The 23,675-nt window shown below is 64.2% G+C and carries 19 protein-coding genes; 10 read left to right on the plus strand and 9 right to left on the minus strand.

Going from position 1 to position 23,675, the window contains the following annotated elements; genetic code table 11:
- Positions 1-158: 158 nt before the first annotated feature.
- The gene (locus GE253_RS17750) at positions 159-1,130 is read right to left on the minus strand and encodes a GNAT family N-acetyltransferase (protein ID WP_153205477.1); all 972 of its coding nucleotides are present in this window, start codon (positions 1,128-1,130) and stop codon (positions 159-161) included.
- Positions 1,131-1,201: 71 nt separating this feature from the next.
- Here GE253_RS17750 and epmA point away from each other — a divergent pair, with 71 nt between their 5' ends.
- Positions 1,202-2,254: an EF-P lysine aminoacylase EpmA gene (epmA, locus tag GE253_RS17755; protein WP_153205517.1), complete on the plus strand. Its 1,053-nt coding sequence runs from the start codon at positions 1,202-1,204 to the stop codon at positions 2,252-2,254.
- Between the two features lie 37 nt (positions 2,255-2,291).
- Here epmA and GE253_RS17760 read toward each other — a convergent pair whose 3' ends face one another.
- Positions 2,292-4,430: an alpha-galactosidase gene (locus GE253_RS17760; RefSeq protein WP_153205478.1), complete on the minus strand. Its 2,139-nt coding sequence runs from the start codon at positions 4,428-4,430 to the stop codon at positions 2,292-2,294.
- A gap of 165 nt (positions 4,431-4,595) precedes the next feature.
- Between GE253_RS17760 and GE253_RS17765 the strand changes: the two genes are divergently transcribed.
- Genes GE253_RS17765 through GE253_RS17775 form a run of 3 tightly spaced genes read left to right on the plus strand, consistent with a single transcriptional unit; the run spans position 4,596 to position 9,429 of the window.
- Positions 4,596-6,554 carry a beta-galactosidase gene (locus GE253_RS17765; RefSeq protein WP_153205479.1) on the plus strand — a complete coding sequence of 653 codons (1,959 nt, stop codon included), beginning with the start codon at positions 4,596-4,598 and terminating at the stop codon, positions 6,552-6,554.
- A 1-nt stretch (position 6,555) separates the two neighbouring features.
- Positions 6,556-7,926, plus strand: a complete 1,371-nt coding sequence (locus tag GE253_RS17770; RefSeq protein WP_153205480.1) for a dienelactone hydrolase — start codon at positions 6,556-6,558, stop codon at positions 7,924-7,926.
- Positions 7,927-7,956: 30 nt separating this feature from the next.
- Positions 7,957-9,429 carry an SLC5 family protein gene (locus GE253_RS17775; RefSeq protein ID WP_153205481.1) on the plus strand — a complete coding sequence of 491 codons (1,473 nt, stop codon included), beginning with the start codon at positions 7,957-7,959 and terminating at the stop codon, positions 9,427-9,429.
- A gap of 121 nt (positions 9,430-9,550) precedes the next feature.
- Here GE253_RS17775 and GE253_RS17780 read toward each other — a convergent pair whose 3' ends face one another.
- Complete coding sequence (locus tag GE253_RS17780) at positions 9,551-11,686, minus strand: prolyl oligopeptidase family serine peptidase (protein WP_153205482.1); 2,136 nt, start codon at positions 11,684-11,686, stop codon at positions 9,551-9,553.
- A gap of 237 nt (positions 11,687-11,923) precedes the next feature.
- A complete protein-coding gene (locus GE253_RS17785) occupies positions 11,924-13,003 on the minus strand; it encodes an anhydro-N-acetylmuramic acid kinase (protein WP_153205483.1) in 1,080 nt (359 codons plus the stop codon).
- A 92-nt stretch (positions 13,004-13,095) separates the two neighbouring features.
- Between GE253_RS17785 and tyrS the strand changes: the two genes are divergently transcribed.
- Positions 13,096-14,370 (plus strand): tyrosine--tRNA ligase, encoded by a 1,275-nt coding sequence (tyrS, locus tag GE253_RS17790; RefSeq protein WP_153205484.1) that lies wholly within the window; start codon positions 13,096-13,098, stop codon positions 14,368-14,370.
- 17 nt (positions 14,371-14,387) lie between these two features.
- Positions 14,388-15,095, plus strand: a complete 708-nt coding sequence (locus tag GE253_RS17795; protein WP_153205485.1) for a phytanoyl-CoA dioxygenase family protein — start codon at positions 14,388-14,390, stop codon at positions 15,093-15,095.
- On the opposite strand, the gene GE253_RS17800 is transcribed toward GE253_RS17795, so the two are convergent.
- A complete protein-coding gene (locus GE253_RS17800; protein ID WP_153205486.1) occupies positions 15,068-15,751 on the minus strand; it encodes a class I SAM-dependent methyltransferase in 684 nt (227 codons plus the stop codon). The two genes, GE253_RS17795 and GE253_RS17800, sit on opposite strands and share 28 nt — an antisense overlap.
- A 151-nt stretch (positions 15,752-15,902) precedes the next feature.
- Entirely contained in the window at positions 15,903-17,402 is a 1,500-nt protein-coding gene (gene acpA, locus GE253_RS17805) for an acid phosphatase (RefSeq protein ID WP_247878730.1), read from the minus strand.
- Between the two features lie 189 nt (positions 17,403-17,591).
- Between acpA and GE253_RS17810 the strand changes: the two genes are divergently transcribed.
- Positions 17,592-18,830 (plus strand): cytochrome c peroxidase, encoded by a 1,239-nt coding sequence (locus GE253_RS17810; RefSeq protein ID WP_153205488.1) that lies wholly within the window; start codon positions 17,592-17,594, stop codon positions 18,828-18,830.
- On the opposite strand, the gene GE253_RS17815 is transcribed toward GE253_RS17810, so the two are convergent.
- Genes GE253_RS17815 through GE253_RS17825 form a run of 3 tightly spaced genes read right to left on the minus strand, consistent with a single transcriptional unit; the run spans position 18,812 to position 20,313 of the window.
- The gene (locus GE253_RS17815) at positions 18,812-19,423 is read right to left on the minus strand and encodes a DNA-3-methyladenine glycosylase I (protein WP_153205489.1); all 612 of its coding nucleotides are present in this window, start codon (positions 19,421-19,423) and stop codon (positions 18,812-18,814) included. The two genes, GE253_RS17810 and GE253_RS17815, sit on opposite strands and share 19 nt — an antisense overlap.
- A 12-nt stretch (positions 19,424-19,435) precedes the next feature.
- Complete coding sequence (locus GE253_RS17820; RefSeq protein WP_153205490.1) at positions 19,436-19,723, minus strand: YciI family protein; 288 nt, start codon at positions 19,721-19,723, stop codon at positions 19,436-19,438.
- Between the two features lie 14 nt (positions 19,724-19,737).
- The gene (locus GE253_RS17825; RefSeq protein WP_153205491.1) at positions 19,738-20,313 is read right to left on the minus strand and encodes a TetR/AcrR family transcriptional regulator; all 576 of its coding nucleotides are present in this window, start codon (positions 20,311-20,313) and stop codon (positions 19,738-19,740) included.
- Between the two features lie 167 nt (positions 20,314-20,480).
- Here GE253_RS17825 and GE253_RS17830 point away from each other — a divergent pair, with 167 nt between their 5' ends.
- The 3 genes from GE253_RS17830 to GE253_RS17840 are packed head-to-tail and all read left to right on the plus strand — an operon-like array spanning position 20,481 to position 23,674.
- Complete coding sequence (locus tag GE253_RS17830) at positions 20,481-21,719, plus strand: lipoprotein-releasing ABC transporter permease subunit (RefSeq protein WP_153205492.1); 1,239 nt, start codon at positions 20,481-20,483, stop codon at positions 21,717-21,719.
- A complete protein-coding gene (locus tag GE253_RS17835) occupies positions 21,712-22,968 on the plus strand; it encodes a lipoprotein-releasing ABC transporter permease subunit (RefSeq protein WP_247878720.1) in 1,257 nt (418 codons plus the stop codon). Before GE253_RS17830 ends, GE253_RS17835 begins: the two co-directional genes overlap by 8 nt.
- Positions 22,961-23,674 carry an ABC transporter ATP-binding protein gene (locus GE253_RS17840; protein WP_153205493.1) on the plus strand — a complete coding sequence of 238 codons (714 nt, stop codon included), beginning with the start codon at positions 22,961-22,963 and terminating at the stop codon, positions 23,672-23,674. The genes GE253_RS17835 and GE253_RS17840 overlap by 8 nt, the downstream gene beginning before the upstream one ends.
- Position 23,675: the final 1 nt, after the last annotated feature.

Genomic DNA, 23,675 nt, shown 5'->3' on the forward strand with positions numbered 1-23,675 from the left:
GGTGCTGCCTTATGCCAGCGGCATGAAATTCTGACCCATGGTCAGGATTTCATGCCCCTCAATCGCCGGCGCCAGCCTCCGCTGGCTTGGCTACGCCGCATGAGCGGCGCGGCGGCAGTCGCCGCCGTATCAACGGTCATTATTCATGACCGTTGATGTTATCGCCACGCCCCCACCAACTCCACCTCTTCCCCGCCCATGCCGCGTTTGAAGGTGGTGAAGCCGGAAGGGCTGTCGGGCAACAGGCCACCCAGGTCGAACCATTCCCGCCCTTGCGTCTTCAATTCCTGCACCGCCCGCCACAGCAACAGGTTATGCGCCCGCGCTGACCGGCCGGCCGCACTGCTCCAGCCGATCTGGTATGTGGCGGCTTTGCCATGGCCCAGCACCAGGATACCAGCCACCGGCACCCCGTCCTGCTTGGCGCGCAGCAGCAGGATGTCGCCATCCTTATGCATCCCGGTGCGCATCCGGATGACCAGTTGCGGGGAGGGGCCGCGATAGCCGCGCGCCGCCTTGTCCGCCTGATATTGTTCCAGCAGCCAGGGCAGTTGTTGCTTACCGTCGCGGTCGATCTCCACCACCAGCCCGGAATTTTCCGCCTGTTTCAGCTTGTTGCGCCAGTTGGCGGCCAAGCCCGCACGCAAGGCCGCCTCATCCTGGCGCAAATCCAGCCAGATGGTGCGATAGCCCGGCCCCTTGTCGCGCCGCCAGCCGGCCCAGCGCATCATGGCTTCCGCCTCCTCCCCCGCGGGCCATTCCGGCACCAAGGCTGTCCAGCAGAAGGGGCTGGGCCGGTATTCCTGGCGCAACAGCTTCATCACCATGGCAAAGACGGCCGGCTTGCGCGCCACCGGCAACAGCAGCGGCCCGCGATGCAGCCGCACCAGCCGGATCAGCTTGGCGATGCGTTTTTCCGTCACCACCACCAGCCCGACGGGATTATCGGCCAGCTCAATGATGCCCAGCCGGGGCCGCCAGCGCTCAGTCGTATAGAATGCCTGGGAATAGCCGAAACCCTGGGTCAGGGTGCTTTGCCCGCATTCGGCCAGCAGCCGCGACCATTCCGACAGGCGGCCGACATCCCAGACAATACGGAGGTTCGGGGTTTCCGGGGGAGGACTCGACATCGGGGCCGGTTGCATGACAGATCAAAGGGAAAGGGAGAGTGCCCCGCTTTTCCCGCCCCGTCGAGACATGGATGATGAGCAAGCAAGCCCCCTGGTGGCATCCCGATCATTTCCAGGCCAAGCGTCCGCATCTGGCGGTGCGCCAGCAGGTGCTGCGCACCGCGCGGCGCTGGTTTGAAGATCAGGGCTTTGATGAGGTGGAGACACCGGCCCTGCAGATCTCCCCCGGTCTGGAGGTGCATCTGATGGCCTTTGCCACCGATCTGGTGGGGCCGCATCCGGAGGATCGAATCCGGCTGTACCTGCATACCAGCCCGGAATTCACCATGAAAAAGCTACTGGCGGCGGGCGTGTCCCGGCTGTTCCAGCTTTCGCATGTCTATCGCAACGGGGAGCGTTCGGGCACGCATCACCCGGAATTTTCCATGCTGGAATGGTACCGCGCTGGGGCGGGCTATCGTGACCTGATGGGCGATTGCGTGGCGCTGACCCGCGCCGCCTGTACCGCCGCCGGGCGCGACAGGCTGCGCTTCCGGGGCACGGAGAGCGATCCGTTCGCCGCGTGGGAAGTGTTGAGCGTGGCCGATGCCTTCCAGACCTATGCCGGGATCGACCTGCTGGCCACCGCCCCCGACCCGCTGCGGCCCGACCGCGACCGGCTGGCGGCGGAGGTGACGCGCATCGGCATCCGCGTGGCGGAAAGCGACACTTGGGAAGACCTGTTCTTCCGCGTCAGCCTGGACCGGATCGAGCCGCATCTGGGCTTCGGCCGGCCCACCTTCCTGACTGATTACCCGGTCTCCATGGCAGCCCTGGCCCGGCCCAAGCCCGACGATCCGCGCGTGGCCGAACGGTTTGAGCTCTATGCCTGCGGCGTGGAACTGGCCAATGCCTTTGGGGAGTTGACCGACCCGGTGCTGCAGCGCCGCCGGTTTGAAGCGGACATGGCGGAAAAGGAACGGCTCTATGGAGAGCGGTATCCGATTGACGAGGATTTCCTGGCCGCCTTGCCGCTGATGCCCGACAGCGCTGGCATCGCCCTGGGTTTTGACCGGCTGGCCATGCTGGTGGCCGGGGCGGATAATATCGATCAGGTGCTGTGGGCGCCGGTGGCATTGCAGTAAGGGAGGCGGGAAAGGGCTTCCCGCCTCCCTTCGCGGTTTACCCACCCACCCGCGTCAAGGCGAAGACCAGGGCCGATTGCGGATGCTGGCGGGGGAGTTGCAGGCCGATGCTCATCAGCATCTCGCCGCTGAACTCCACTCCTTGCCGCAGCGCTGCCACCAGGGGGGAGACGCTTTTCACCTCGCCGGGCCAGGCCAGGCTGACCTTGTAACGGGCAGCGGCTTCCAGCCCGGCAAGGCGTAGCCGGCCGGGGAAATATCCCCCCTGCTCGCTGATCAGCATATAGCTGAACAGGGCCTCGCGCCCATCGGCGGCCACCACGCCATAGGCCACCTCGTTGGCCAGGCGGTCCAGCCGCACCAGGGTGCCGCTATGGATCAGGGCGCGATGCTGCTTGTGCAGGGCGATGCCGGCGGCCAGTTCCCGGCGTTCCTCCGCCGTCAGGCCCAGCAAATCCACCTCCAGCCCCATATGGCCGAACATGGCGGTGGCAACACGCGATGCCATGCTGACGCGCCGGCCGGTGATATGGCAGTCGGTGGGGCCGACATGGGCACCCATCAGTTCAAACGGCAGGAAGGTGGACAGGCCGCGCTGGATGGACTGGCGGTCCAAAGCGTCATTGGTGTCGGAGGTCCAGACCCGGTCGGTCCATTCCAGCACGCCCAGATCGGCGCGACCGCCACCGGATGCACAGCTTTCCACCTCTACCCCCGGATGGGCGGCGCGCACCCGGGCCAGCAGACGGTAAAGCCCGCGCACATGGGCGTGCGCCGCCGCAGCGCCATCGGCCCCGCCGGGATGGCTGAGATCGCGGTTCATGTCCCATTTCAGATAGGAGATGGGATATTCCCGCAGCAGCGCGTCGATGCGTTCGAACAGGTAATCCTGCACATCATCGCGGCTGGCATCCAGCACCAACTGGTTACGGAACACCAGTTGCGGCGCGGGCGGTGTGCCCAGCACCCAATCAGGATGGGCGCGGAACAGGTCGCTGTCCGGGTTCACCATTTCCGGTTCCACCCACAGGCCGAACTCCATGCCGCGTTCCAGCACGCGGGCAGCCAGCGGGTGCAGCCCGTCGGGATAGATGCTGCGATCGACAAACCAGTCGCCCAGCCCCGCCTTGTCATCCCGCCGGCCATTGAACCAGCCATCATCCAGCACATAGCGTTCCACCCCCATATCGGCGGCGGCATCGGCCAGTTGCAGCAGGCGGGCGGGGTCATGCTTGAAATAGACGGCTTCCCAGGTGTTGTAATGCACCGGGCGCGGCTTGGCGCGCAGGCGGCGATGCTGCGGCCGGGCGCGGATATGGGCGTGGAAAGCGCGGCTCAACCCGTTGCGCCCGCTGCCGCTCCAGGCGGCATAAAGCGTGGGGGTGCGATAGGCGGCGCCCGGTGCCAGCCGCATTTCACCCGGCATGAACAATTCGCCCATCTGCACAGAGGCGCGGCCATCGGACAGGGTTTCGGCATGGGTGGCGTGGTTGCCGCTCCACCCCAGATGCCAGCCGAACACCTCCCCCGCCTGCTCCCGCGCGCCGGCTTCCTGGGCCAGCAGGGCCGGGAAGGCATCGTGGGAGGTGCGGCCGCGCCGGTTCTCCCGGTTCAAGGCGCCCAGCGCACGCGGCAGGGTGCGCATCTGGAATTCACCGGACCAGCGCCCCTCAAACGACACCCATTCCGCCATCTCCGGCGGCAGCGGCAGCACCGGGGCGGCGCACCAATCCACCACCAGTTCATCGCTGCCCAGATTGCGCACCTGGGTCCAGCCGGCCAGCACCCCGCTATCGGGACGCAGGGCCAGATGGTGCAGCAGTTCGATGCCATTGGCGGCATCGACGGAACGGATTTCCACGCTGCCATCGCCACCGTTGCGCACATCTTCAATGGCGGTATAGGTCGCCCAGCGGCGCCCGCCCGCCCCATGGGCCTGCAGACCGGGGTGACCGGGGAAGCCCTGGCCGGCCAGCGGGGTCAACGCCAGGGGGGCGGCCACCAGGGGTGAACAGGGGGCATCCTCCCGGGCGGCGGCAAGCGCCAGCATCTCCGGGCTGGTGGCGGCCCCCAGTTTGGCCCCCCAATGCAGCACCGCAGGCGACGGCCCCCGGCAATCGATGACCAGCGAGCAGGTAGCCCCATCCAGGCGGACAAAGGCGGGAATGGCAGACATGGGGTGTTTCCTCGAAATGCGGGCGCCGCCTCCGGGACCAGTCCACGGGCGGCGCCGTTCGGGCGAGTTGGCGATTGACGCCCTTTAATTATAGTATAAATATGGCGTCAAACAAAAGGGGTCTGTGCAACCGATCGCACGGCACGCCCATAGGGGGAAAATACCATGCTCGGCGTTTGTTATTACCCGGAACATTGGCCGGAATCCTGGTGGCGTGACGATGCCCGCCGGATGAAGGATCTGGGCCTGACCTATGTGCGCATCGGCGAATTCGCCTGGTCGCGGTTTGAGCCTGATCCGGGCCGTTATGATTTCGACTGGTTCGACCGGGCGCTGGATGTGCTGGGCGGGGCCGGGCTGAAGGTGGTGGCCTGCACGCCGACGGCCACGCCGCCGAAATGGCTGGTGGACAAGTACCCGGACATCCTGCCCGTCGATCCGCATACCGGCACCGTGCGCGGCTTCGGCTCCCGCCGGCATTATGATTTTTCCTCTGAAACCTATCTGCGTGAATCCAACCGGATCACGCTGGCCCTGGCGGAACGCTATGGCAAGCATGATGCCGTGGCCGGCTGGCAGACGGACAATGAAATCTCCTGCCACAAGACCACGCTGTCGATCTCCGAAAGCGCCAGGCTGGCCTTCCGCCGCTGGTGCCAGGATCGCTATGGCGATATCGCCACGCTGAATGAGGCCTGGGGCAATATCTTCTGGTCGATGGAATATCGCTCCTTCGACGAAATCGATTGCCCCTTCCTGGCAGTGACGGAAACCAGCCCGGCCCACCGCATGGCCTTCTTCCGCTTCTCGTCGGATCAGGTGGCGCGCTTCCATCAGGCCCAGGTCGATATCCTGCGCGCCCACAGCCCCGGCCGCTTCATCACCCATAATTTCATCCCCATGAATGAGACGGGGGTGGATAATTACAAGCTGGCGGAATCGCTGGATTTCGCCAGCTATGACAATTATCCGCTGGGCCGTACCGACCTGTGGATGGCCGACCGTCCGGCAGCGGATTTCCAGCGCTATATGCGCACCGGCCACCCGGATTTCGGCAGTTTCTTCTTCGACCAGACGCGCAGCCTGGCCGGCGGCAAGTTCTGGATCATGGAACAGCAGCCCGGCCCGGTGAACTGGGCCGGGCATAATCCGCGCCCGCTGCCCGGCATGGTCCGCCTGTGGACGCTGGAAGCCTTCGCCCACGGGGCGGAAGTGGTCAGCTATTTCCGCTGGCGGCAGGCCCCGTTTGCCCAGGAACAGATGCACGCCGGCCTGCTGCGCCCCGACTGCACAGAGGCCGAAGCCTTCCCGCAGGTGCAGCAGGTGGTGCGCGAACTGGCCGCTCTGGATCTGGCCCCCGCCCCGGTGGCCAAGGCCCGCGTCGCCATCATCGCCGACCAGGAAGCCCAGTGGCTGGGAGAGATCGAACGTCAGGGCAATTCCTATAACCATACCAAGGTGTCGCTGGCCTGGTACATGGCCGCGCGCGCCCTGGGCCTGGATGTCGATTTCATCCCCCCGCATGGCGACCCCAGCGGTTATGACCTGATCCTGGCCCCCGGCCTGGCCATGCCGACGGCGGCCCAGGTGAAGCGTCTGGCCGACAGCGGTGCCACCCTGGTCTTCGCGCCGCGCTGCGGGGCCAAGAAGCCGGATGTCACCCTGCCGGAAGGCCTGCCGCCCGGTGAGCTGCGCCAGTTGCTGCCCATCCGCGTGGTGAATGTGGAAACCACCCGGCCGGACTGCCCGGATACATTGGTCTGGGGCAACAAGACCTATGAAAGCCGCACCTGGCGCGAGCAGTTGGAGGTGGGCGACGGTGCGGAGGTGCTGGCCCGCTTCGATAATGGCGATGCAGCCCTGGTCCGCAAGGACAAGGCGCTGTATCTGGCCAGCATCGTCGGCGAAGACCTGCTGACCGACCTGTTTGAAAGCCTGTGCGGGGAACGCGGCATCGCCACCGTGCGGGTGCCGCCGGACATGCGTTTGCGGCGGCGCGGTAACATAATGTTTTCATTCAACTATGCTAGTGAGGCGCAGCCCGCCCCAGCACCTGCGGGGGCGGTATTCGTCCTCGGCGGGCCGATGGTCGGCCCGCGTGATGTCTCCGTCTGGAAGGTGTGACATGGCCAAGCGCCAGTTTGCATTCCTGGCGCTGGCTTTGGTGGTTGGGACGGGGGCCGGGTATTTCCTGGTCCCCAAGCCCGCAGCCCCCCTGGCCCCGCCCTTTACCAATGCCGCCGCCCTGTCCGATGCCCCAGCCCTGGCGGCCCGTGGGCCGTATAAGGTGGGCACCACCAATCTGCGCTTCACCCATAAGGACCAGCCGGACCTGATGGGCATCAATCCGGTGACGGGGAACATCCCCGCCAAGGATCGCGCCCTGGACATGATCGCCTGGTACCCCGCCAGCCTGAAGGCGGGGGAGCTGGAAAAGGCCAGCTACAGCTTCACCACCCCGCGCAGCCCGGTGATCCCGGCGGAAAGCCTGCCCGCCACCCTGATGGCGGAAGGGCACGCGGCACGCGATGCCAGCCCTGACCGCACGGGCGGGCCCTATCCGCTGATCGTGTTCAGCCATGGTTTCCGCAATTTCGCGGCGGGCTTCGCCCAGACGATGGAGAATCTCGCCTCCAAGGGCTATGTGGTCGTCGCCATTGAACATCGGGATGCCGAACCGTCCGCCACCAGCCCCATGGCGCTGGTGTTCGGCAATACGGTGGTGACCCGTGCCGCCGATCAGCGTTTCGTCATCGCTGAACTGACGGCGCGGGCCACGGCCAGCGATAACCCGCTGGCCGGGCTCTATGACCCCGCCCGCATCGGCCTGATGGGCTATTCCATGGGCGGGTTCGGCGCGCTGATCACCATGGGCGCCGGCTTTGATGCACAGGGGCCGCTCTATCCGCAGATACCGGGCAACCTGCTGGCCAATGAGGTGGCGGGGGCGGAGCCTTTGCGCAACGGCGTGCCGGCGGGCGTGAAGGCGATGGTCGGCTTTGCCCCCTGGGGGGCCGGCGATGCCCTGCGCGTCTGGTCACCCGAAGGGCTGGCGGCGGTCAAGGTGCCCAGCCTGCTGATCGTGGGCGACCAGGATGATGTGTCGGGCTTTGATGGCGGGGTGCACCGCATCTTTGACCAGATGACGGGCAGTGATCGCCGGATGCTGGTCTATCAGGGCGCCCGCCACAATATCGCCGGCGACGGCACGCCGCCGCAACTGGCGCATTATTTCTCCTTCGTGGAGCGCTATGACGAGCCGGTATGGCGGCGCGATCGCATCCTGTCCATCAATGTGCATTTCGTCACCGCCTTTCTGGACGCCACCCTGAAGGGCAAGGCGGACAGTGCGGCCTATCTGAACGTCCCCACGGTAAAGGCCGCTGACGGGAAATGGCCGGACGACAAGGCCCCCAGCAGTGCCGATTACTGGCCGGGTTTCCAGCGCCGCTGGGCGCTGGGTCTGGAACTGCATCACAAATCCGCCGGGCAATAACCGGCGACGGAACAAAAGGATCGGGAGGATATGGAATTACCCTTGCTGCAAGTCGGCATTGCCGCGGCCCTGACGGCCCTGGTTGCCGGCGGGACCGTATGGAAATGCCGCCGGGCCAAGATCCACAGCAGCGACGGCAACCAGGAATTCTTCCTGGCCGGCCGTGGCCTGAGCTGGTTCTTCATCGCCGGTTCGATCACCATCACCAACCTGTCGGCTGAACAATTGGTCGGCATGAACGGCAACCAGATGGCCCTGCTGGCCTGGTGGGAGCTGGCGGCGGTGGTCGGCCTGTCGATCCTGGCCCTGGTCTTTCTCCCGATCTATTACCGGTATAATTGTACCACCACCACCGAACTGCTGGAAAAGAAGTACAATAACAAGTCGATCCGCAGCACGATCGGCGGCCTGTTCATGCTGGGCAATATTCTGATCTACATGCCCATCATGCTGTACAGCAGCTCGCTGTTCCTGAAATCCATGTTTGGATTGCAGGTGCCGATCCTGTTGATCGCCACGATCCTGGCCATTGCAGGATCGGCCTTCGCCATTCTGGGCGGCCTGCGCGCCGTGGCGGTGGCCGATACCTATTCCGGTGTGCTGCTGCTGTCCATGGGCACGCTGGTGGTGTTTCTGGCGCTGGCCGCCATCGGCTGGGATTTCTCCGGCATTCCGCCGGAACGCCTGTCGATGATCGGCGGCAATGACAGCCCGATCCCGTGGCATACGCTGCTGACCGGCATGGTGTTCATCCAGATCTACTACTGGTCCACCAACCAGACCATCACCCAGCGCGCCATGGCCGCCCCCACGCTGCGCGAAGCGCAAAAGGGCGTGCTGGCGGCGGCTGCCGTGCGGCTGGCGATCATCCCGCCGATGGTGGTGATCCCGGGGATCGTCTCCTACAAGCTTTATGGTCATATCGGTGACCATGCCTATGGCCAGATCGCCGGGGCCTTGCTGCCGGAATATCTGACCGGTATTTTCGCCGCCGCCCTGGTGACGGCCATGCTGGCGCATTTTGCCTCCGTGCTGAACAGCACGGCCGCCCTTTACGTCTGCGACCTGCATGAAAAATACATCAATCCCCGCCCGGCCAATGTCCCGGTATTGAGCGGGGTGGCCAGCGCCATTTTTGTGCTGATCGCCGTGGCCCTGGTGCCGGTCTATACCGACGCGCAGAGCATCATCAATCTGGTGCAGCAGTTGAATGGCCTGTTGTCGATGCCGATCCTGTCGGCCTTCATCGTCGGCCTGCTGTTCCGCAATGTCGATGCCCGTGCCGCCATCCTGGCTGTTGTCTTCGGCGTCTGCCTTTATGCCTATTTCAGCTTCGTCTGGGTGCCGCTGCACTATATCCACATGATGTTCATCACGCTCTGGGTGACGGTGGCCTTCTCCCTCACCGTCAATCGGTTCGTGTTCGGCAGGAAGGCGACGTTCATCCTCTCCGGCCGGGCCAAGGAAGTGGCCGGTGCCGCCGCACAGGCGAACGGGTCATAAGGGGCAGGGGGCCTGGGTGCCCCCAACCACTCCAAAAGCAAAAGGCGGCCCCGACTGGTGGCCGCCTTTTTTATATCGCCCCGGTGACCATGGCTGGTCACCGGGGCTTCGGAACGGGCGATTACTTCCCGTCCACCAGCTTCTGCGTCAGATAGACCACCTGCAGGGCCGTCACTTCCGCGCGCTGCTTCAGGTTGGCCGCCGCCGAATGGCCGCCTTCCATATTCTCGTAATACATCACCGGATGGCCCAGGCTTTCCAGCTTGGCCACGAACTTGCGGGCATGGCCCGGATGCACGCGGTCATCCTTGGTGGAGGTGTAAACCAGCGCTTCCGGGTATTTCACATCCTTCTTGATGTTCTGGTAGGGGCTGAACTTGGCCAGCCATTCCCGCTCTGCCGGGATTTCCGGGTTGCCATATTCCCCCATCCAGGAGGCACCGGCCAGCAGCGTGTGATAGCGCATCATGTCCAGCAGCGGCACAGCCACAATGACGGCCCCAAACAGGTCCGGGCGCTGCGTCATGGTCACGCCGGTCAGCAACCCGCCATTGGAACCACCCTGGATGCCCAGCTTGGCCGGCTTCGTCACCTTGGTCTTGATCAGATCCTCGGCCACAGCCTGGAAATCATCATAGGCGCGCTGGCGGTTCTGCTTCAGGGCCGCCTGGTGCCAGCGCGGGCCGAACTCCCCACCGCCCCGGATATTGGCCACCACATAGGTGCCGCCCTGTTCCAGCCAAGCCTTGCCCAGCACGGACATGTAGGACGGGGTCATCGAAATCTCGAAACCGCCATAGCCGTACAGCAGGGTGGGGTTATTGCCATCCGCTTTCTGGTTCTTCGGCCGCACGATGAAGTACGGCACCTTGGTGCCATCCTTGCTGGTGGCAAAGCGCTGTTCGGTGGTGAAGGGGGCGGCATCAAACCGGGCCGGCAGCGCCTTGATACCCTGCGGCTTGCCGCCCTTTTCCATCAGATACAGCGTGTCAGGCTGCAGGAAGTTGGTGTAGCTGACCAGCACATCGGTACTGAAAGCATCGGTGGAAACAATGTTCAAGCTGCCATTGGCCGGCAGGTCGATGGCGGTCTGCTGCCAACCGCTAGCCCCCTTGCGGGTCGCCAGCAGCTTGCCGGTCACATTATCCAGCAGGTCAATATAGATGGCATCCTGCGCCAGGGCCACACCCTGGATCGCCCCCGTCTCCGGTGGGGAATAGATCACGTCCACATTTGTGACCTTGCCCGCCGCGGCCTGCGCCAACGGCACGGCCACCAGATCGCCCTTCTTCAACGACTTGCCGGCCACGGCCCAATCGTCGCGCAGGGACAGGATCAGGTCGCCATTCATGACGCCCTGCATTTCAATGCCCAGCGGCAGGGCCAGCTTGGTGGTCTTGGCGTCGGCACCAACCAGATGCCATTCCTCGGTGAAGAAATCGGGGCCGCGCTGCACCAGCAGGGTCGTGCCCTCCGGGCGACGCACGGCATAGGGCCGGGCCCAGACATCCTGCTTGCCCACTTCCAGCAGCAGCGGGGCCTTGGCCAGATCGGTGCCGCGCTTCCACAGGCGCACCTGTCGCGCATAGCCGCTGTCGGTCATGCTGTCGGGGCCGAAATCGGTGGCCACCATCAGGGTGTTTTCATCGGCCCAGTCGATGGTCTGCTTGGATTCCGGCAGTTGGAACCCGTCCTTGACGAAGCTCTTGGTCTTAACGTCAAATTCCCGCACGGTGACGGCATCCTTGCCGCCGTCGGACAGATAGACCAGGCAGCGCGTGGCATCGGTGCCAACGCAGGAATGGCCCTTATAGACCCAGTTCTTGCCCTCATCCTTGGCCAGCTTGTCGATATCCAGCACGATATCCCACTGGGTATCCTGGGATTTATAGCTGTCCAGGCTGGTGCGGCGCCACAGGCCGCGCACATTGGTCTGGTCCTGCCAGAAATTATCGACCTTGCCGCCTTCCAGGCTGCCATAGGCGATGCGATCCTTGGCGGTCAGCACCTTTTCCGCCTCGGCACGGATCGGCTCAAACCGGGGGTCATTCTTCAGGCGGGCGAAGGTGGCCTCGTTATGCTTGCGGCCCCAGTCCAACGCCTTGGCGCCTTCCACTTCCTCCAGCCAGACGAAGGGATCCTTGGCTGCCTCAGCAGCGGCGAAAGCCGGTTCCTGCACCTTGTCTTCTCCCTGCGCCGCCGTTGCGGCCAACGCGACGACGGCCACCGCCGTCAGCAATGCCTTGCGAAAAACCATGGGCCTGTTCCACCTGTTCCGGGGATGACCGGGACCGTCCGACGTCACCAGTCTTTGGTTAGGGTGGAATTGGTATCATCCATAGCGCGCCCGGTTAAGCGACCGTAACAAGCCCGAAACAAAATCATACCACCCCGCCGACAAGGCGGGGTGGAGGCCGGCGACTGCCGGCCCGGCGCTTGTGCGCCGTGAAGCCAAGCTGCCGGAGGCAGCGCCCGGCGTCTGAGGGACTTGATATCATGGTGCCAAGCAGAAGCGCCCGCCAGTCAGCGGCTGGGGCACGCCCGTGGTGCCGGGCAGCGACAGCGGCAGGCCCAGCCGCGACCGCACGGCCAGATAGGCAAAGGCCTCTGCCTCCAGCGCATCGCCGTTCCAGCCCAAGCCATCCACCGGCGATACCGGCACGCCCAGCCGCTCGGCCAGCATCCACATCAGCGTTTCATTGCGCCGCCCCCCACCGCAGACCAGCCAGCGGCGCGGTGGGGTGGGCAGATGGTCCAGCGCCCGCACGATGCTTTCTGCCGTGAAGGCCGTCAGCGTGGCCGCCGCATCGGCGGTGTCCAAATTGGTCAACGCCGCCCGGCCCCAGGCATCGCGGTCCAGCGATTTGGGCGGTGGGGCCTGGAAATAACCATGGTCCAGCAGCCGGACCAGCAGGTCCATATCCACCTTGCCTGTCGCCGCGATCTGTCCGCCATCATCATAGGGCTCGCCCGTGCGCGACAGGATCAGATCATCCACCAACGCATTGCCGGGGCCGGTATCAAAGGCCAGCACATCCAGCTCCCCCGGCCCCAGCCAGGTGACATTGGCGACCCCGCCAATATTCAAGATGGCCACGGGTCGTTCCAGATCGCCCACCAGCGCCTGATGGTACAGCGGCACCAGCGGGGCCCCCTGGCCGCCCGCCTTGACATCCGCCGTGCGAAAATCAAACACCACATCAATGCCGGTGGCAGCCGCCAGCCGGGCACCATCGCCGATCTGCCAAGTGTGCCGCCGGTCGGGCGCGTGCAGGATGGTGTGGCCGTGAAAACCGATCAGGTCCACCTGATCGGCGGTCAGGTCATGCACGCGCAGTGCACTGGCCACCGCTTCGGCGTGCAGGTCGGTCAATTCCTGTTCCACCGACGCCACATCGCCCACCCCGCCCAGCACGGCGCGCAGCCGGTCGCGGAAGGTGCGGCGATAGGGGGCGAACAGGAAGCCCAGCGGTTCCACCAGCCCATGCCCGTCGGTACGGATCAGGGCGGCATCGATGCCATCCATCGACGTGCCGCTCATCAGACCCAATGCGGTGAAAACCTGCCCTGCCATCGTGCCCCCGTGCCCATTGCCGACAACTGTGCTACCACGCCCTTGCCCATAGGGGCGATCAACTTCGATCAGAGACCAAGGTTTGAAAGATCATGACCACAACCACCGCACCCGCGAACATCAAATCCGAATTCCTGCGCGTGATGGTGGAGCGTGGTTATTATCATCAGGCGACCGACCTGGAAGCGCTGGACAAGAAATTCCTGGAAGGCCCGGTCACGGCCTATAATGGCTATGATGCCACGGCTGACAGCCTGCATGTCGGCCATCTGCTGCCCACCATGATCCAGCGCTGGCTGGGCAAGACGGGCAACAACCCCATCCTGCTGATGGGCGGCGGCACCACCAAGATCGGCGACCCGTCGGGCCGTGACGAAACGCGCAAGCTGCTGACCACCGACGATATCAACGCCAATATCGACAGCATCAAGGGCGTGTTCGATCGCATGTTCACCTTTGGCGACGGTGCCCCCGGCACCGCCCGGCTGGTGAATAATGCCGACTGGCTGGATCAGTTGGAATATATCCCGTTCCTGCGCGATATCGGCCGCCACTTCACCATCAACCGCATGTTGAGCTTCGATTCGGTGAAGCTGCGCCTGGACCGTGAACAGCCGCTGACCTTCCTGGAATTCAATTACATGATCCTCCAGGCCTATGATTTCGTGGAACTGAGCCGCCGTTACGGCTGTTCGCTGCAAACCGGCGGCAGCGACCAGTGGGGCAATATTGTCAACGGTGTGGAACTGGGCCGCCGCATCGCCCAGGCCGACCTGTACGGCTTCACCTGTCCGCTGCTGACCACCGCGTCCGGTGCCAAGATGGGCAAGACCGCCGCCGGGGCCGTCTGGCTGAACGAGGATCGGCTGTCCAACCTGGATTTCTGGCAATATTGGCGCAACACGGAAGATGCGGATGTCGTCCGCTTCCTGAAGCTGTTCACCGAACTGTCGCTGGATGAAATCGCCCGTCTGGGTGCTCTGCAGGGGGCGGAGATCAACGAGGCCAAGAAGATCCTGGCCACCGAGATCACCGCCCTGGTGCGGGGCCGCGACGCCGCCGAACAGGCCGCCGAAACTGCCCGCCGCACCTTTGAAGAAGGGGCGGCGGCCGAGGGGCTGCCCACGGTGGAAATCCCGCAAGGCAGCTTGACCGACGGTGCCTATCTGGCCGATCTGCTGGTGCAGACCGGCCTGTCCGCCAGCAAGGGGGAGGCGCGCCGCCTGATCAAGGGCAATGGCGTGAAGGTGAATGACGCCGCCGTCTCGGACGAGGCGTACAAGCTCTACGCCTCCCATATCGGCGATGACGGCGTGATCAAACTGTCCGCCGGCAAGAAGCGCCATGCCCTGGTGAAGCCGGTCTGATGGGCGCGGGTGCCGTGATGAACGGTGCCCGTTGGCCGGAACCTGCCGCCGCCATCGGCGCGCTGCATGTTCCGGCCCTGATCGGTTTGCAAGCTGTTGCCGCACTGTGCGAAGGGCTTGCCCCTTTTCCGCTGGAGCGGCCCGGTTTGCGGCTGGGCCATAACCCGCTCCTGTCCCAACTGCTGGGGCCGGATGGGGCGGTGGGCGTTTTGGCGGGCGACTTGCTGGGGCAGGGGGCAAGGCCGGTGCGGGCCTTGCTGTTCGACAAGACGGCACAGACAAATTGGCAGGTTGCCTGGCATCAGGATCGCACCATCGCCGTAAACGCCCGCCACGACGTGCCGGGCTTCGGCCCCTGGTCGGTAAAGACCGGCATACCGCATGTCGCCCCACCGGTGGAAATTCTGGCAGGGATGGTCACCATCCGCCTGCATCTGGATGATGTTGGACCGGATAATGCCCCGCTGCTGATTGCCTCCGGCTCCCACCGTCTTGGCATGGTGGCGGAGGCGGATATTGCGTCGGTGGTTGCCGCTACCGGGCATCATGCCTGTCTCGCCCAGGCTGGAGATGCCTGGGCTTATGCCACCTTGATCCTTCATGCGTCCGAGGTGGCACGGCAGCCGACGCGGCGGCGGGTGCTGCATGTGGATTACGCCGCTACTGCGCTACCGCCACCCCTGGAATGGCAGGGTATTCAGGCCCCATCCTTGCGGAAGATGTAAGAAATCTCGTGGCAAAACAGGTGGGGGCGCAGGCGCTTCAGCCAGACCATCTGCCCCACCGGGTGCATCGTTTCCAGCCGTAACCCATAGAGCCCGGCCAGACGCTTTGTATCGGCCACCGTGAAATAATGCAGGTGGTTGCCGTCCCACTGCCGCTTTTCGTACCAGTCCTTGGTGGAGGTGACGGGCATCCGGCCCAACAGCAAGGAGAAGCGGCATTTCAGGGCCGCGATATTGGGCAGGTTGATGATGACTGTGCCGCCCGGCCGGCAGATGCGGGCAATTTCCGCCATGGCGTGGAACGGATCATAGAGATGTTCCACCACCATCATGGCAATTACACTGTCGAACTGCCCATCCTGAAAGGGGAAGGGATTGTCCAGATTGCCACAATAGGTGCGGACATTGTCCGGCAATATCTTACCGGCGGCACAGTCAACAATATCAATGATGTGATATTCGCGGACGAACGGGCTGAGGATGTTCAGGAGGGAGTGCCCGCCAAACCCCAGCTCGCAAACGGTCTGCTGCGGGCGGGTGCGCAGGCTCTCGACAACGGAGAAGTAACGATGCGCCTTTCCAACCGATGTTATCTGCGGGTGCGCACCACCCAGGGCGTGAACACGCTCGTAAAATCGCTCTGCGGCACCCGTCAAAATCCATTCTCCGCCGGTTGTCTTCTACCTCTCCGCGTTAAGAGGTCTCATACCTGAAAGGCGGGGCGGGTGGAACAGGAATCAACGGCACCCGGCATCCCGCACCTTGGGGGTGCACGGGATGCCGGGTGCCGTCACGGGGCGCGACTGCTTACAGTTCCAGGGCGTTGGTCAGATCGCCCAGCGGCTTTGCGCCATTGGCGGCCAAGGCGGCATCGCGGGTCTTGATGCCCTCCAGCGTCGGCAGGCCATAGCGCTTGGTGATGAAACGCAGGATGGACGTGGTGTCATACTGCGTATGGTCGACAAACCCCTTTTTGGCGTGGGGGGAGATGATGATCGCCGGGATGCGGGTGCCGGGGCCGAAACGGTCGGCCTTGGGCGGGGCCACATGGTCCCAGAAGCCGCCATTTTCATCATAGGTGACAATGACCAGCATGTGGCCCCATTGCGGGCTTTTTTCCAGATGCTTCACAATCTCGGCAATATGCTGGTCACCGCTGATCACATCGGCATAGCCCGCATGTTCGTTCAAATTTCCCTGCGGCTTGTAGAAGCTGACCTGGGGCAGCTTGCCGCCATCGATGGCCTTGATGAATTCCACCCCATCAATCCCGCCATCGCGCAGATGTTCGGCCCGCGCCTGGGTGCCGGGGGCGTAGTTGGCGAAATAATTGAACGGCTGGTGGTGGAACTGGAAATTCGGCGCGGGTGAGGCGTTCTGCCCGGCCAGGGTGGCATTGAAGGCCGACGCGTACCAAGCCCAACTGACGCCCTTGGCTGAGAGCAGATCGCCGATGGTGGTCTGGGTCTGCGGCGGCAGCGTGGTGGGGGCGGCCGGGTCGGCATAGGCCGGATCGCCGCCGGGGGCCGGCTTGTTGCGGCTGGGCTGATAGGGGGGCTGCATCGTATTGACGGCGTAGAAATCCGGCGTCAGGTCGCCATCCTTGGCGAATTTCGGCACCCCCTGCAGGGCCGATGCTGGTGAATTGTCGGCCAGCACCAGGCTGGTGCCATCCGGTCCGACTTGGGAGATCAAATCCTTGGCCGGGCTTTTATCCGCATCGGGATAATAGGGCGCGCAGGCGCAGGCCAGTTGGAAATGGTTGAAGAAGGAACCGCCAAACCCGCCCATGAAGAAATGGTCGGCCAGCGTGTAGCGCTTTGCCACCTGCCACAGTGGCAGCTTGGACCCGTCATAATGGCCCATCACCAGCCCGCCCGTATCGGCCCAGGCGACGAACCGGTCATTGCGCCCGCCATTGATCTGCATCTGGTTCTGATAGAACCGGTGCCACAGGTCGCGGGTGGCGATACCCAGCGACTGATTAAAGCCCTTGGGGTCGTCAATGGCGAATGGCGCATTGGGCAGATGTTCGGTCTGGGCCTGGGTGATGGCAGGTGTCACCCCCTTGGCCGTCAACCCGCCCCAGACGGGTGGCAGTTCGGCCAGTGGTTTGCCGTCGCGGTCGGCCTGCACAATCCCCGTCTTTGCCGCCTGGGCCAACCCGTCGGCACCGGGGAAATGGCCATAAAGATTATCGAAGCTGCGGTTTTCGGCATAGATCACCACCACCGTCTCAATCTTCTCCAGCCCCTTGGGCGCTGCCGCCAGGGCAGGGGAGGTCAGCGCGGTGGCGGCCAGCAGCATTGGCAACAGCAGGGGGCGGGTAAACATCGGCGTTCTCTTACGTGACGGCGAAAGGGTTAGGCTTTCCCTACTCCTAACCCATGTCGGTTTCATGATCATCCACTGCGGCAGGATATCGCAAGATGTCGCAGCGTCGTTGATCGGTCATGATTGGGCGTTAAGAAGGGGCTGTTGCATTTGGGGAGTGTGATGGTGCGTGGGTTGCGGGTGATGGTGGGGCTGGCCGCTCTGGTGCTGCTGGCCGGTACGGCGACGGCAGCCATGACGCGGCAGGAAGTTTACGCACGGGTAGAATTGCTGCGGCAGGCGGGCGGGGCGATCTTCGCCGACCCCAGCCTGTCGGCGTCGGGCAAGCTGGCCTGCGCCTCCTGCCATGTGCCGGGCAACGCCTTTGGCCCGGTCAGCGGGCGGGCGGTGGAACCGGGCGGACCGGACCTGTCGCTGTTCGGCCATCGGGCGGTGCCGTCACTGACCTATACCCAGACGGTACCCGCCTTCAACGAACATATGTTTGATACCGACCCCTATGGCGATGACAGTGTGGATGGCGGCCCGTCTGGCGGCCTGACCTGGGATGGCAGGGTGGACCGCACTGCCGATCAGGCCCGCATCCCGCTTTATTCCCCGGTGGAGATGGCAGCCTCCGGCCCGGCAGCCGTGGCCGGGGCCCTGCGCGCCGCCCCCTATGCCGGGCTGCTGCGCCAGTTGGCGGGGGAGGGGGCGTTCGGCCAGGATGAGGCGCTGGTGACCATCGCCCTGTCGGCGCTGGAGGTCTATCAGCAGACGCCCGCCCTGTTCTATCCCTATAGCAGCAAGTACGACGCCTATCTTCAGGGCAAGGCGACCCTGACGGCGCAGGAGGCGCGAGGGCTGGCCCTGTTCAATGACGAGGCGAAGGGCAATTGCGCGTCGTGCCATAAAAGTGCGGTGGATATGGATGGTACGCCGCCACAATTCACCGATTACGGTTTGATCGCGCTGGGCGTGCCGCGCAACCGCGCCATCCCGGCCAATGCCGATCCGGCCTTTTTCGATCTGGGCCTGTGCGGCCCCGACCGGACGGATTTTAAGGCCCGTGCGGATTATTGCGGCCTGTTCCGCACGCCGTCGCTGCGCAATGTCGCCCTGCGCAAGCGCTTCTTCCATAACGGGGTGTTTACTGACCTGACCCAGGCGGTCAGCTTCTACGCCACCCGCGACACCGACCCCGCCCGCTGGTTCCCGCGCAAACCCGATGGCACGGTGGAGGTGTTCGACGATCTGCCCGCCCCCTATCGCGCCAACCTGAACATGGACCCGCCCTTTGGCGGCAAAGTCGGGGACAAACCAGCGCTGAGCGAGGCGGAGATTGCCGATATTGTTACTTTTCTGGGGACGTTGACGGATGGGTGGCGGGGGACAGATGCAACTCACCCCAGCGGTGGCTGAAAGAGAGTGCGGGCCCTGGCAGCTTCTGCCCGCGTGACACATCCCTCAGCATGGTCGTTGATCAGCCCCATTGCCTGCATGAAGGCAAAAACTGCTGTCGGGCCGACGAACTTCCAGCCGCGTTTCAGTAGATCCTTCGACAGCCTGATGGAGGTGGCGGAGGTCGACGCCGTCTGCGGTAGACCATGTTCCCCCGGCGGGGGCTCATGGCGCCAGAAATAGGCGGCCAGCGACCCCTCCGCCGCGATCAGCTCCTGGGCGCGGCGGGCATTATTGATGCTGGCTTCGATCTTGCCGCGATGGCGAATGATCCCGCTATCGGTCAGAAGCCGCTCCACATCCGCCGTATCAAAGGAGGCAACGGTAGCAATGTCGAAGCCTTGGAAGGCACTACGGAAATTTTCCCGCTTGGCAAGGATCGTGCGCCAGGACAGGCCGGACTGAAACCCCTCCAGACATAGTTTTTCGAACAGCCGTCGGTCATCGGCGACGGGGAAACCCCATTCGGTATCATGATATTGCGGGAATTCCGGGGCTGTGGCGCACCAGCGGCAGCGGGGCAGGCCATCGGGGCCGGGCAGGGTCTTGTCCATCCAGTTTCGCCCTCAGGTGCGCAGAAAGTCCAGCCGGGGATCGGTACGGCCGGGCACGATGGTGCTGATGTCCGCGCTGACGATCCCTTCCGCCACGAATGGATCGGCAGCGACACGCGCTTCAATTGCCGCCAGCGGTTCCCCATGGGCCAGGATGGCACCGCCCTGGCCTGGCCCCAAGCCGCCAGCCAGTAGGAACACGCCGTCGGCGAAACCCCGTTGCAGCCAGTCATTGTGGGCCGCCATGAAGTCGCCGGCACGGGTCTTGTCAGCCGTGAAGTGCAGAAAAATGATATGCATTCGTTCTCTTCCTCTCAGCAATCAACGGGCGTCAGCTCGGCCAGCCATTGTGTCATCAAGGCTACTTCCTGGCGGATAAAGCCTTCATCCCGCAGGGCGGCTGCCAGGGTTGCCACACCCTGGCTGCGGGCAAGCAGGTGCAGCGCCTGTTCCCGTGACTTGTCCCCCTGGCCCAGCAGGATGAACTGCCGTTCCAGCCAATCGGCGAACAAGGTGAACAGGCGGGCGGCGTCGGCCTGCGCTGCATGATCCAGCTTGGCCAACTCGTTTGAGAGCGTGCCGACCGGGCAGCCATGCTGCATGATCCTTGCCCGGTTCATGATCAGGATATGGATGAAACTGAGGATGCGTGCCGCCGGATGATCGCCAGCCTCCTCCCAAGTTGTCAGCATGACTGCCGTATTGGCGAGGCGCCGGTCGATCACGGCGGCCAGAAGCTCGTTCTTGGATTTGAAATGATAGGTGAGATTGCCACGCGCAATGCCGACAGCACCGGCGATGTTGGCCAGCGATGTTGGCTCAAAACCGCGTTGATAGAACAGCATGTCGGCTGTCGTGACGATCTGATCGCGTGTCGATGGTTCGCTCATGTCACTTTCCTAGGTCAATTGACCTAGGGAAAAATTAGGTTGATTGACCTAAAAAGTCAAGCCGCTTGCTGGTGGTATTATGTCCTCCCTTCCGCCCCCGCCCCATTTCCGCCTATAAGCAAGGCTAAACCCGCACCCGCCCGGTGCCCCTTGCCTTTTGAGAGCCCATGATCTTCACGCCGTTTGAACGCATGGTCGCCTTCCGTTACCTGCGGGCGCGGCGGCAGGAAGGCACGGTCTCGGTGATTGCCGGCTTTTCCTTTGTCGGGGTGGCGCTGGGGGTGGCGACGCTGATCATCGTCATGTCGGTGATGAACGGGTTCCGGGCGCAACTGGTGGCCCGCATCCAGGGCATCGGTGCCCATGCCAGCATCACCCGCGATGGCGGGGCGATCCCCCAATATCCGATCCTGGTGGAAAAGCTGGCAGCCACGCCGGGCGTGGTGATGGCCATGCCGGTGGTGGAAGGCCAGGCCATGGCGACCGTCAATGGCCGGGCCACCGGCGTGAAGGTGCGCGGGCTGCTGCCGGATGATTTCAAGCGCCGGCCCATTGTCGGCAGTTCCGTCATAAGGGGCCTGCCCGATCTGGGGGATGATGGGGTGGCGCTGGGCTTTGGCCTGTCGCGCACGTTGGGTATTTCCGTCGGTGGTGAAGTCACCTTGATCAGCCCCAAGGGCACGCCCACCCCGTTCGGCACCATGCTGCGGCGTAAATCCTTCCCCGTTTATGCGGTGGTGGATGTGCGGATGCCCGATCAGGATGCCGCCAGCCTTTATATGCCGCTGGCGGCGGCGCAGCGTTTCTTCCGCCTGCCGGAACAGGTCACCGCCATCGATGTGTTCGTGCAGAACCCGCAGGATGTCGCCGCCCTTCATGCCAGCCTGTCGGCGGCGGTCGGTCCTGGCTATCGCGTCACTGACTGGCGGCAGGCCAATGGTTCCCTGGTCACGGCCTTGGGCGTGGAGCGGGTGGCCATGTTCATTGTGCTGACGTTGATCATCCTGGTGGCCAGTTTCAATATCATCTCCTCCATGGTCATGCTGGTGCGCGGCAAATCGGCGGCGATTGCCATTCTGCGCACCATGGGGGCGGCACAGCGTTCCATCCTGCGGGTGTTTCTGCTGGCCGGTGCCTCCATCGGGGCGTTTGGCACGCTGATCGGCTTTGGCCTGGGGCTGGTGCTGACCCTCAACGTGCAGGCCATCGGGGCGGCGCTGTCATCGCTGCCAGGGGCGGCCAGTATCCCGATGATCGCCTTTCTGACCGGCCTGCCCGCCATCATTGATTGGGGGGAGGTGATGCTGGTGCTGGGGCTGGGCCTGTTCCTGTCCATCGGGGCGACGATCTATCCCGCCCTGCGCGCCGCCCGCCTGGACCCGGTGGAGGCGCTGCGCCATGGCTGAGACCAAACAGAAGGCAGGCGGCATGTTCTCCGCTGTGGAACGCTGGATCGCCGGGCGCTATCTGCGCGCCCGGCGGCAGGAAGGCTTCATCTCCGTCATTGCCGGTTTCTCCTTCCTGGGCATCACGCTGGGGGTGGCGACGCTGCTGGTGTCGCTTGCTGTGTTCAACGGGTTTCAGCGCGATCTGCTGTCCCGCGTGCTGGGCTTCCAGGGCCATTTGATGGTCTATTCCCCCAATGGCCCCTTCGTGCCGCCGGTGGACGACATGCGCCGCCTGTCGGCCTTGCCCGGCATGGCGGGGGTGATGCCGGCCATTGACGGGCAGGGGCTGCTTTCCATCCGTGATTATGCCGGCGGCGTGCTGGTCAAGGCGCTGAACGCGGCGGATATTGCCCGCCGCCCGGCTTTTGCCGGTTCCCTGAAGGCAGGCACCCTGCCGGCAGGCGACGGGGTGGCCATCGGGGCCAAGCTGGCCGAGCGGGGCGGAATCAAGCTGGGCGACCGCATCACCCTGCTCAGCCCCCGCATCGGCACGGAAGGGGCGCCCCGCTCACGCAGTTTCCCGGTGGTTGGCATTCTGGCGCTGGGCGTGTCGGAATTTGATGCCACCCTGGTGCTGATGGACCTACCCGCCGCCCAGAGCTTTTTTGAGCTGGGGGAGACGATCACCACACTGGAATTGATGCTGGATGATCCGGCCAAGGCACCGGGGCTGCACCCGGCGGTCAGCGCCAGCCTGTCGGAACCCTTGCTGGCGCAGGATTGGCAGCAGGTGAATGGCGCTTTCTTCAGCGTCATTGAAACCCAGCGCAATGTGGTGACGCTGATATTGGCCATGATCGTCATCGTGGCCGCCTTCAACATCATTTCCGGCATGATCATGATGGTGCAGGACAAGGGGCGGGAAATCGCCATCCTGCGCACCATGGGGGCCGGGCGCGGTATGATCCTGCGCATCTTCCTGCTGTCCGGTGCCTCCATCGGTATTGCCGGCACGGTGGCCGGGGTGGCGCTGGGCGTGCTGGCTTCCCACCATGTGGAAGATGTGCGCCAACTGGTGCAGGCCCTGACGGGTACCGACCCGTTCAACGCCGATATCTATTACCTGTCCACCCTGCCAAGCTGGACGGACCCGGTGCAGGTGGCGCTGGTGGCGCTGTCCTCCGTCGCCCTGTCCTTTGTGGCCACCCTTTACCCCTCCTGGCGGGCTGCCCGGCTCGACCCTGTGGAGGCGCTGCGTTATGAGTGAGGCGATGAACGGCACCGATATTGTGCTTTCCCTGAACGGTATCCGCCGCTCCTTCGCGCAAGGGGAAAAAAGGCTGGATGTGTTGCGCGGCGTGAATGCCGCCGTGAAGGCGGGCGAACTGGTGGCCCTGGTCGGCCCGTCCGGGGCCGGCAAATCCACCCTGTTGCAGATCGCGGGCCTGCTGGAACGGGCCGATGGCGGGGAAATCCACATCGCCGGGCAAATGGCGTCTTCCCTGGATGATGCCGGGCGCACGGCGTTGCGCCGGGACCGCATCGGCTTTGTCTATCAGTTTCACCATCTGCTGCCGGAATTTTCCGCCCTGGAAAATATCGTGCTGCCGCAGATGATTGCCGGCGTCACCCGCAAACAGGCGGAAATCCGCGCCCGGGAGCTGCTGGAACGGGTGGGGCTGGCGGCGCGGGCCGATCATCGCCCGGCCAAGCTGTCGGGCGGGGAACAGCAGCGCGTGGCCATTGCCCGCGCGCTGGCCAACCGCCCGGCCCTGTTGATCGCCGATGAACCGACCGGCAATCTGGATCTGCATACGGCGGAAGCGGTCTTTGCCATGTTCCAGCAACTGGTGCGTGGGGAGGCGGCGGGCGGTGCCCGGCTGGGGGCCCTGGTTGCCACCCATAATATGGAACTGGCCCAGCGCATGGACCGGGTGGTGGAAATGCGCGACGGCGTGCTGGTGGAACGCTGAG

Origin of the sequence: Niveispirillum sp. SYP-B3756 (assembly GCF_009495745.1) — a bacterium.
GTDB lineage: Bacteria > Pseudomonadota > Alphaproteobacteria > Azospirillales > Azospirillaceae > Niveispirillum.

Excerpts from the sequence above, each read along its gene's own strand:
- GE253_RS17825 (WP_153205491.1), bottom strand. The coding sequence starts at position 20,313 with ATGAGCGAACCATCGACACGCGATCAGATCGTCACGACAGCCGACATG.
- epmA (WP_153205517.1), top strand. The coding sequence starts at position 1,202 with ATGATGAGCAAGCAAGCCCCCTGGTGGCATCCCGATCATTTCCAGGCC.
- GE253_RS17770 (WP_153205480.1), top strand. The coding sequence starts at position 6,556 with ATGGCCAAGCGCCAGTTTGCATTCCTGGCGCTGGCTTTGGTGGTTGGG.
- GE253_RS17760 (WP_153205478.1), bottom strand. The coding sequence starts at position 4,430 with ATGTCTGCCATTCCCGCCTTTGTCCGCCTGGATGGGGCTACCTGCTCG.
- GE253_RS17835 (WP_247878720.1), top strand. The coding sequence starts at position 21,712 with ATGGCTGAGACCAAACAGAAGGCAGGCGGCATGTTCTCCGCTGTGGAA.
- GE253_RS17780 (WP_153205482.1), bottom strand. The coding sequence starts at position 11,686 with ATGGTTTTTCGCAAGGCATTGCTGACGGCGGTGGCCGTCGTCGCGTTG.
- GE253_RS17795 (WP_153205485.1), top strand. The coding sequence starts at position 14,388 with ATGAACGGTGCCCGTTGGCCGGAACCTGCCGCCGCCATCGGCGCGCTG.
- GE253_RS17840 (WP_153205493.1), top strand. The coding sequence starts at position 22,961 with ATGAGTGAGGCGATGAACGGCACCGATATTGTGCTTTCCCTGAACGGT.
- GE253_RS17785 (WP_153205483.1), bottom strand. The coding sequence starts at position 13,003 with ATGGCAGGGCAGGTTTTCACCGCATTGGGTCTGATGAGCGGCACGTCG.
- GE253_RS17830 (WP_153205492.1), top strand. The coding sequence starts at position 20,481 with ATGATCTTCACGCCGTTTGAACGCATGGTCGCCTTCCGTTACCTGCGG.
- GE253_RS17750 (WP_153205477.1), bottom strand. The coding sequence starts at position 1,130 with ATGTCGAGTCCTCCCCCGGAAACCCCGAACCTCCGTATTGTCTGGGAT.
- GE253_RS17775 (WP_153205481.1), top strand. The coding sequence starts at position 7,957 with ATGGAATTACCCTTGCTGCAAGTCGGCATTGCCGCGGCCCTGACGGCC.
- GE253_RS17765 (WP_153205479.1), top strand. The coding sequence starts at position 4,596 with ATGCTCGGCGTTTGTTATTACCCGGAACATTGGCCGGAATCCTGGTGG.
- tyrS (WP_153205484.1), top strand. The coding sequence starts at position 13,096 with ATGACCACAACCACCGCACCCGCGAACATCAAATCCGAATTCCTGCGC.
- GE253_RS17810 (WP_153205488.1), top strand. The coding sequence starts at position 17,592 with ATGGTGCGTGGGTTGCGGGTGATGGTGGGGCTGGCCGCTCTGGTGCTG.
- GE253_RS17820 (WP_153205490.1), bottom strand. The coding sequence starts at position 19,723 with ATGCATATCATTTTTCTGCACTTCACGGCTGACAAGACCCGTGCCGGC.
- GE253_RS17815 (WP_153205489.1), bottom strand. The coding sequence starts at position 19,423 with ATGGACAAGACCCTGCCCGGCCCCGATGGCCTGCCCCGCTGCCGCTGG.
- acpA (WP_247878730.1), bottom strand. The coding sequence starts at position 17,402 with ATGCTGCTGGCCGCCACCGCGCTGACCTCCCCTGCCCTGGCGGCAGCG.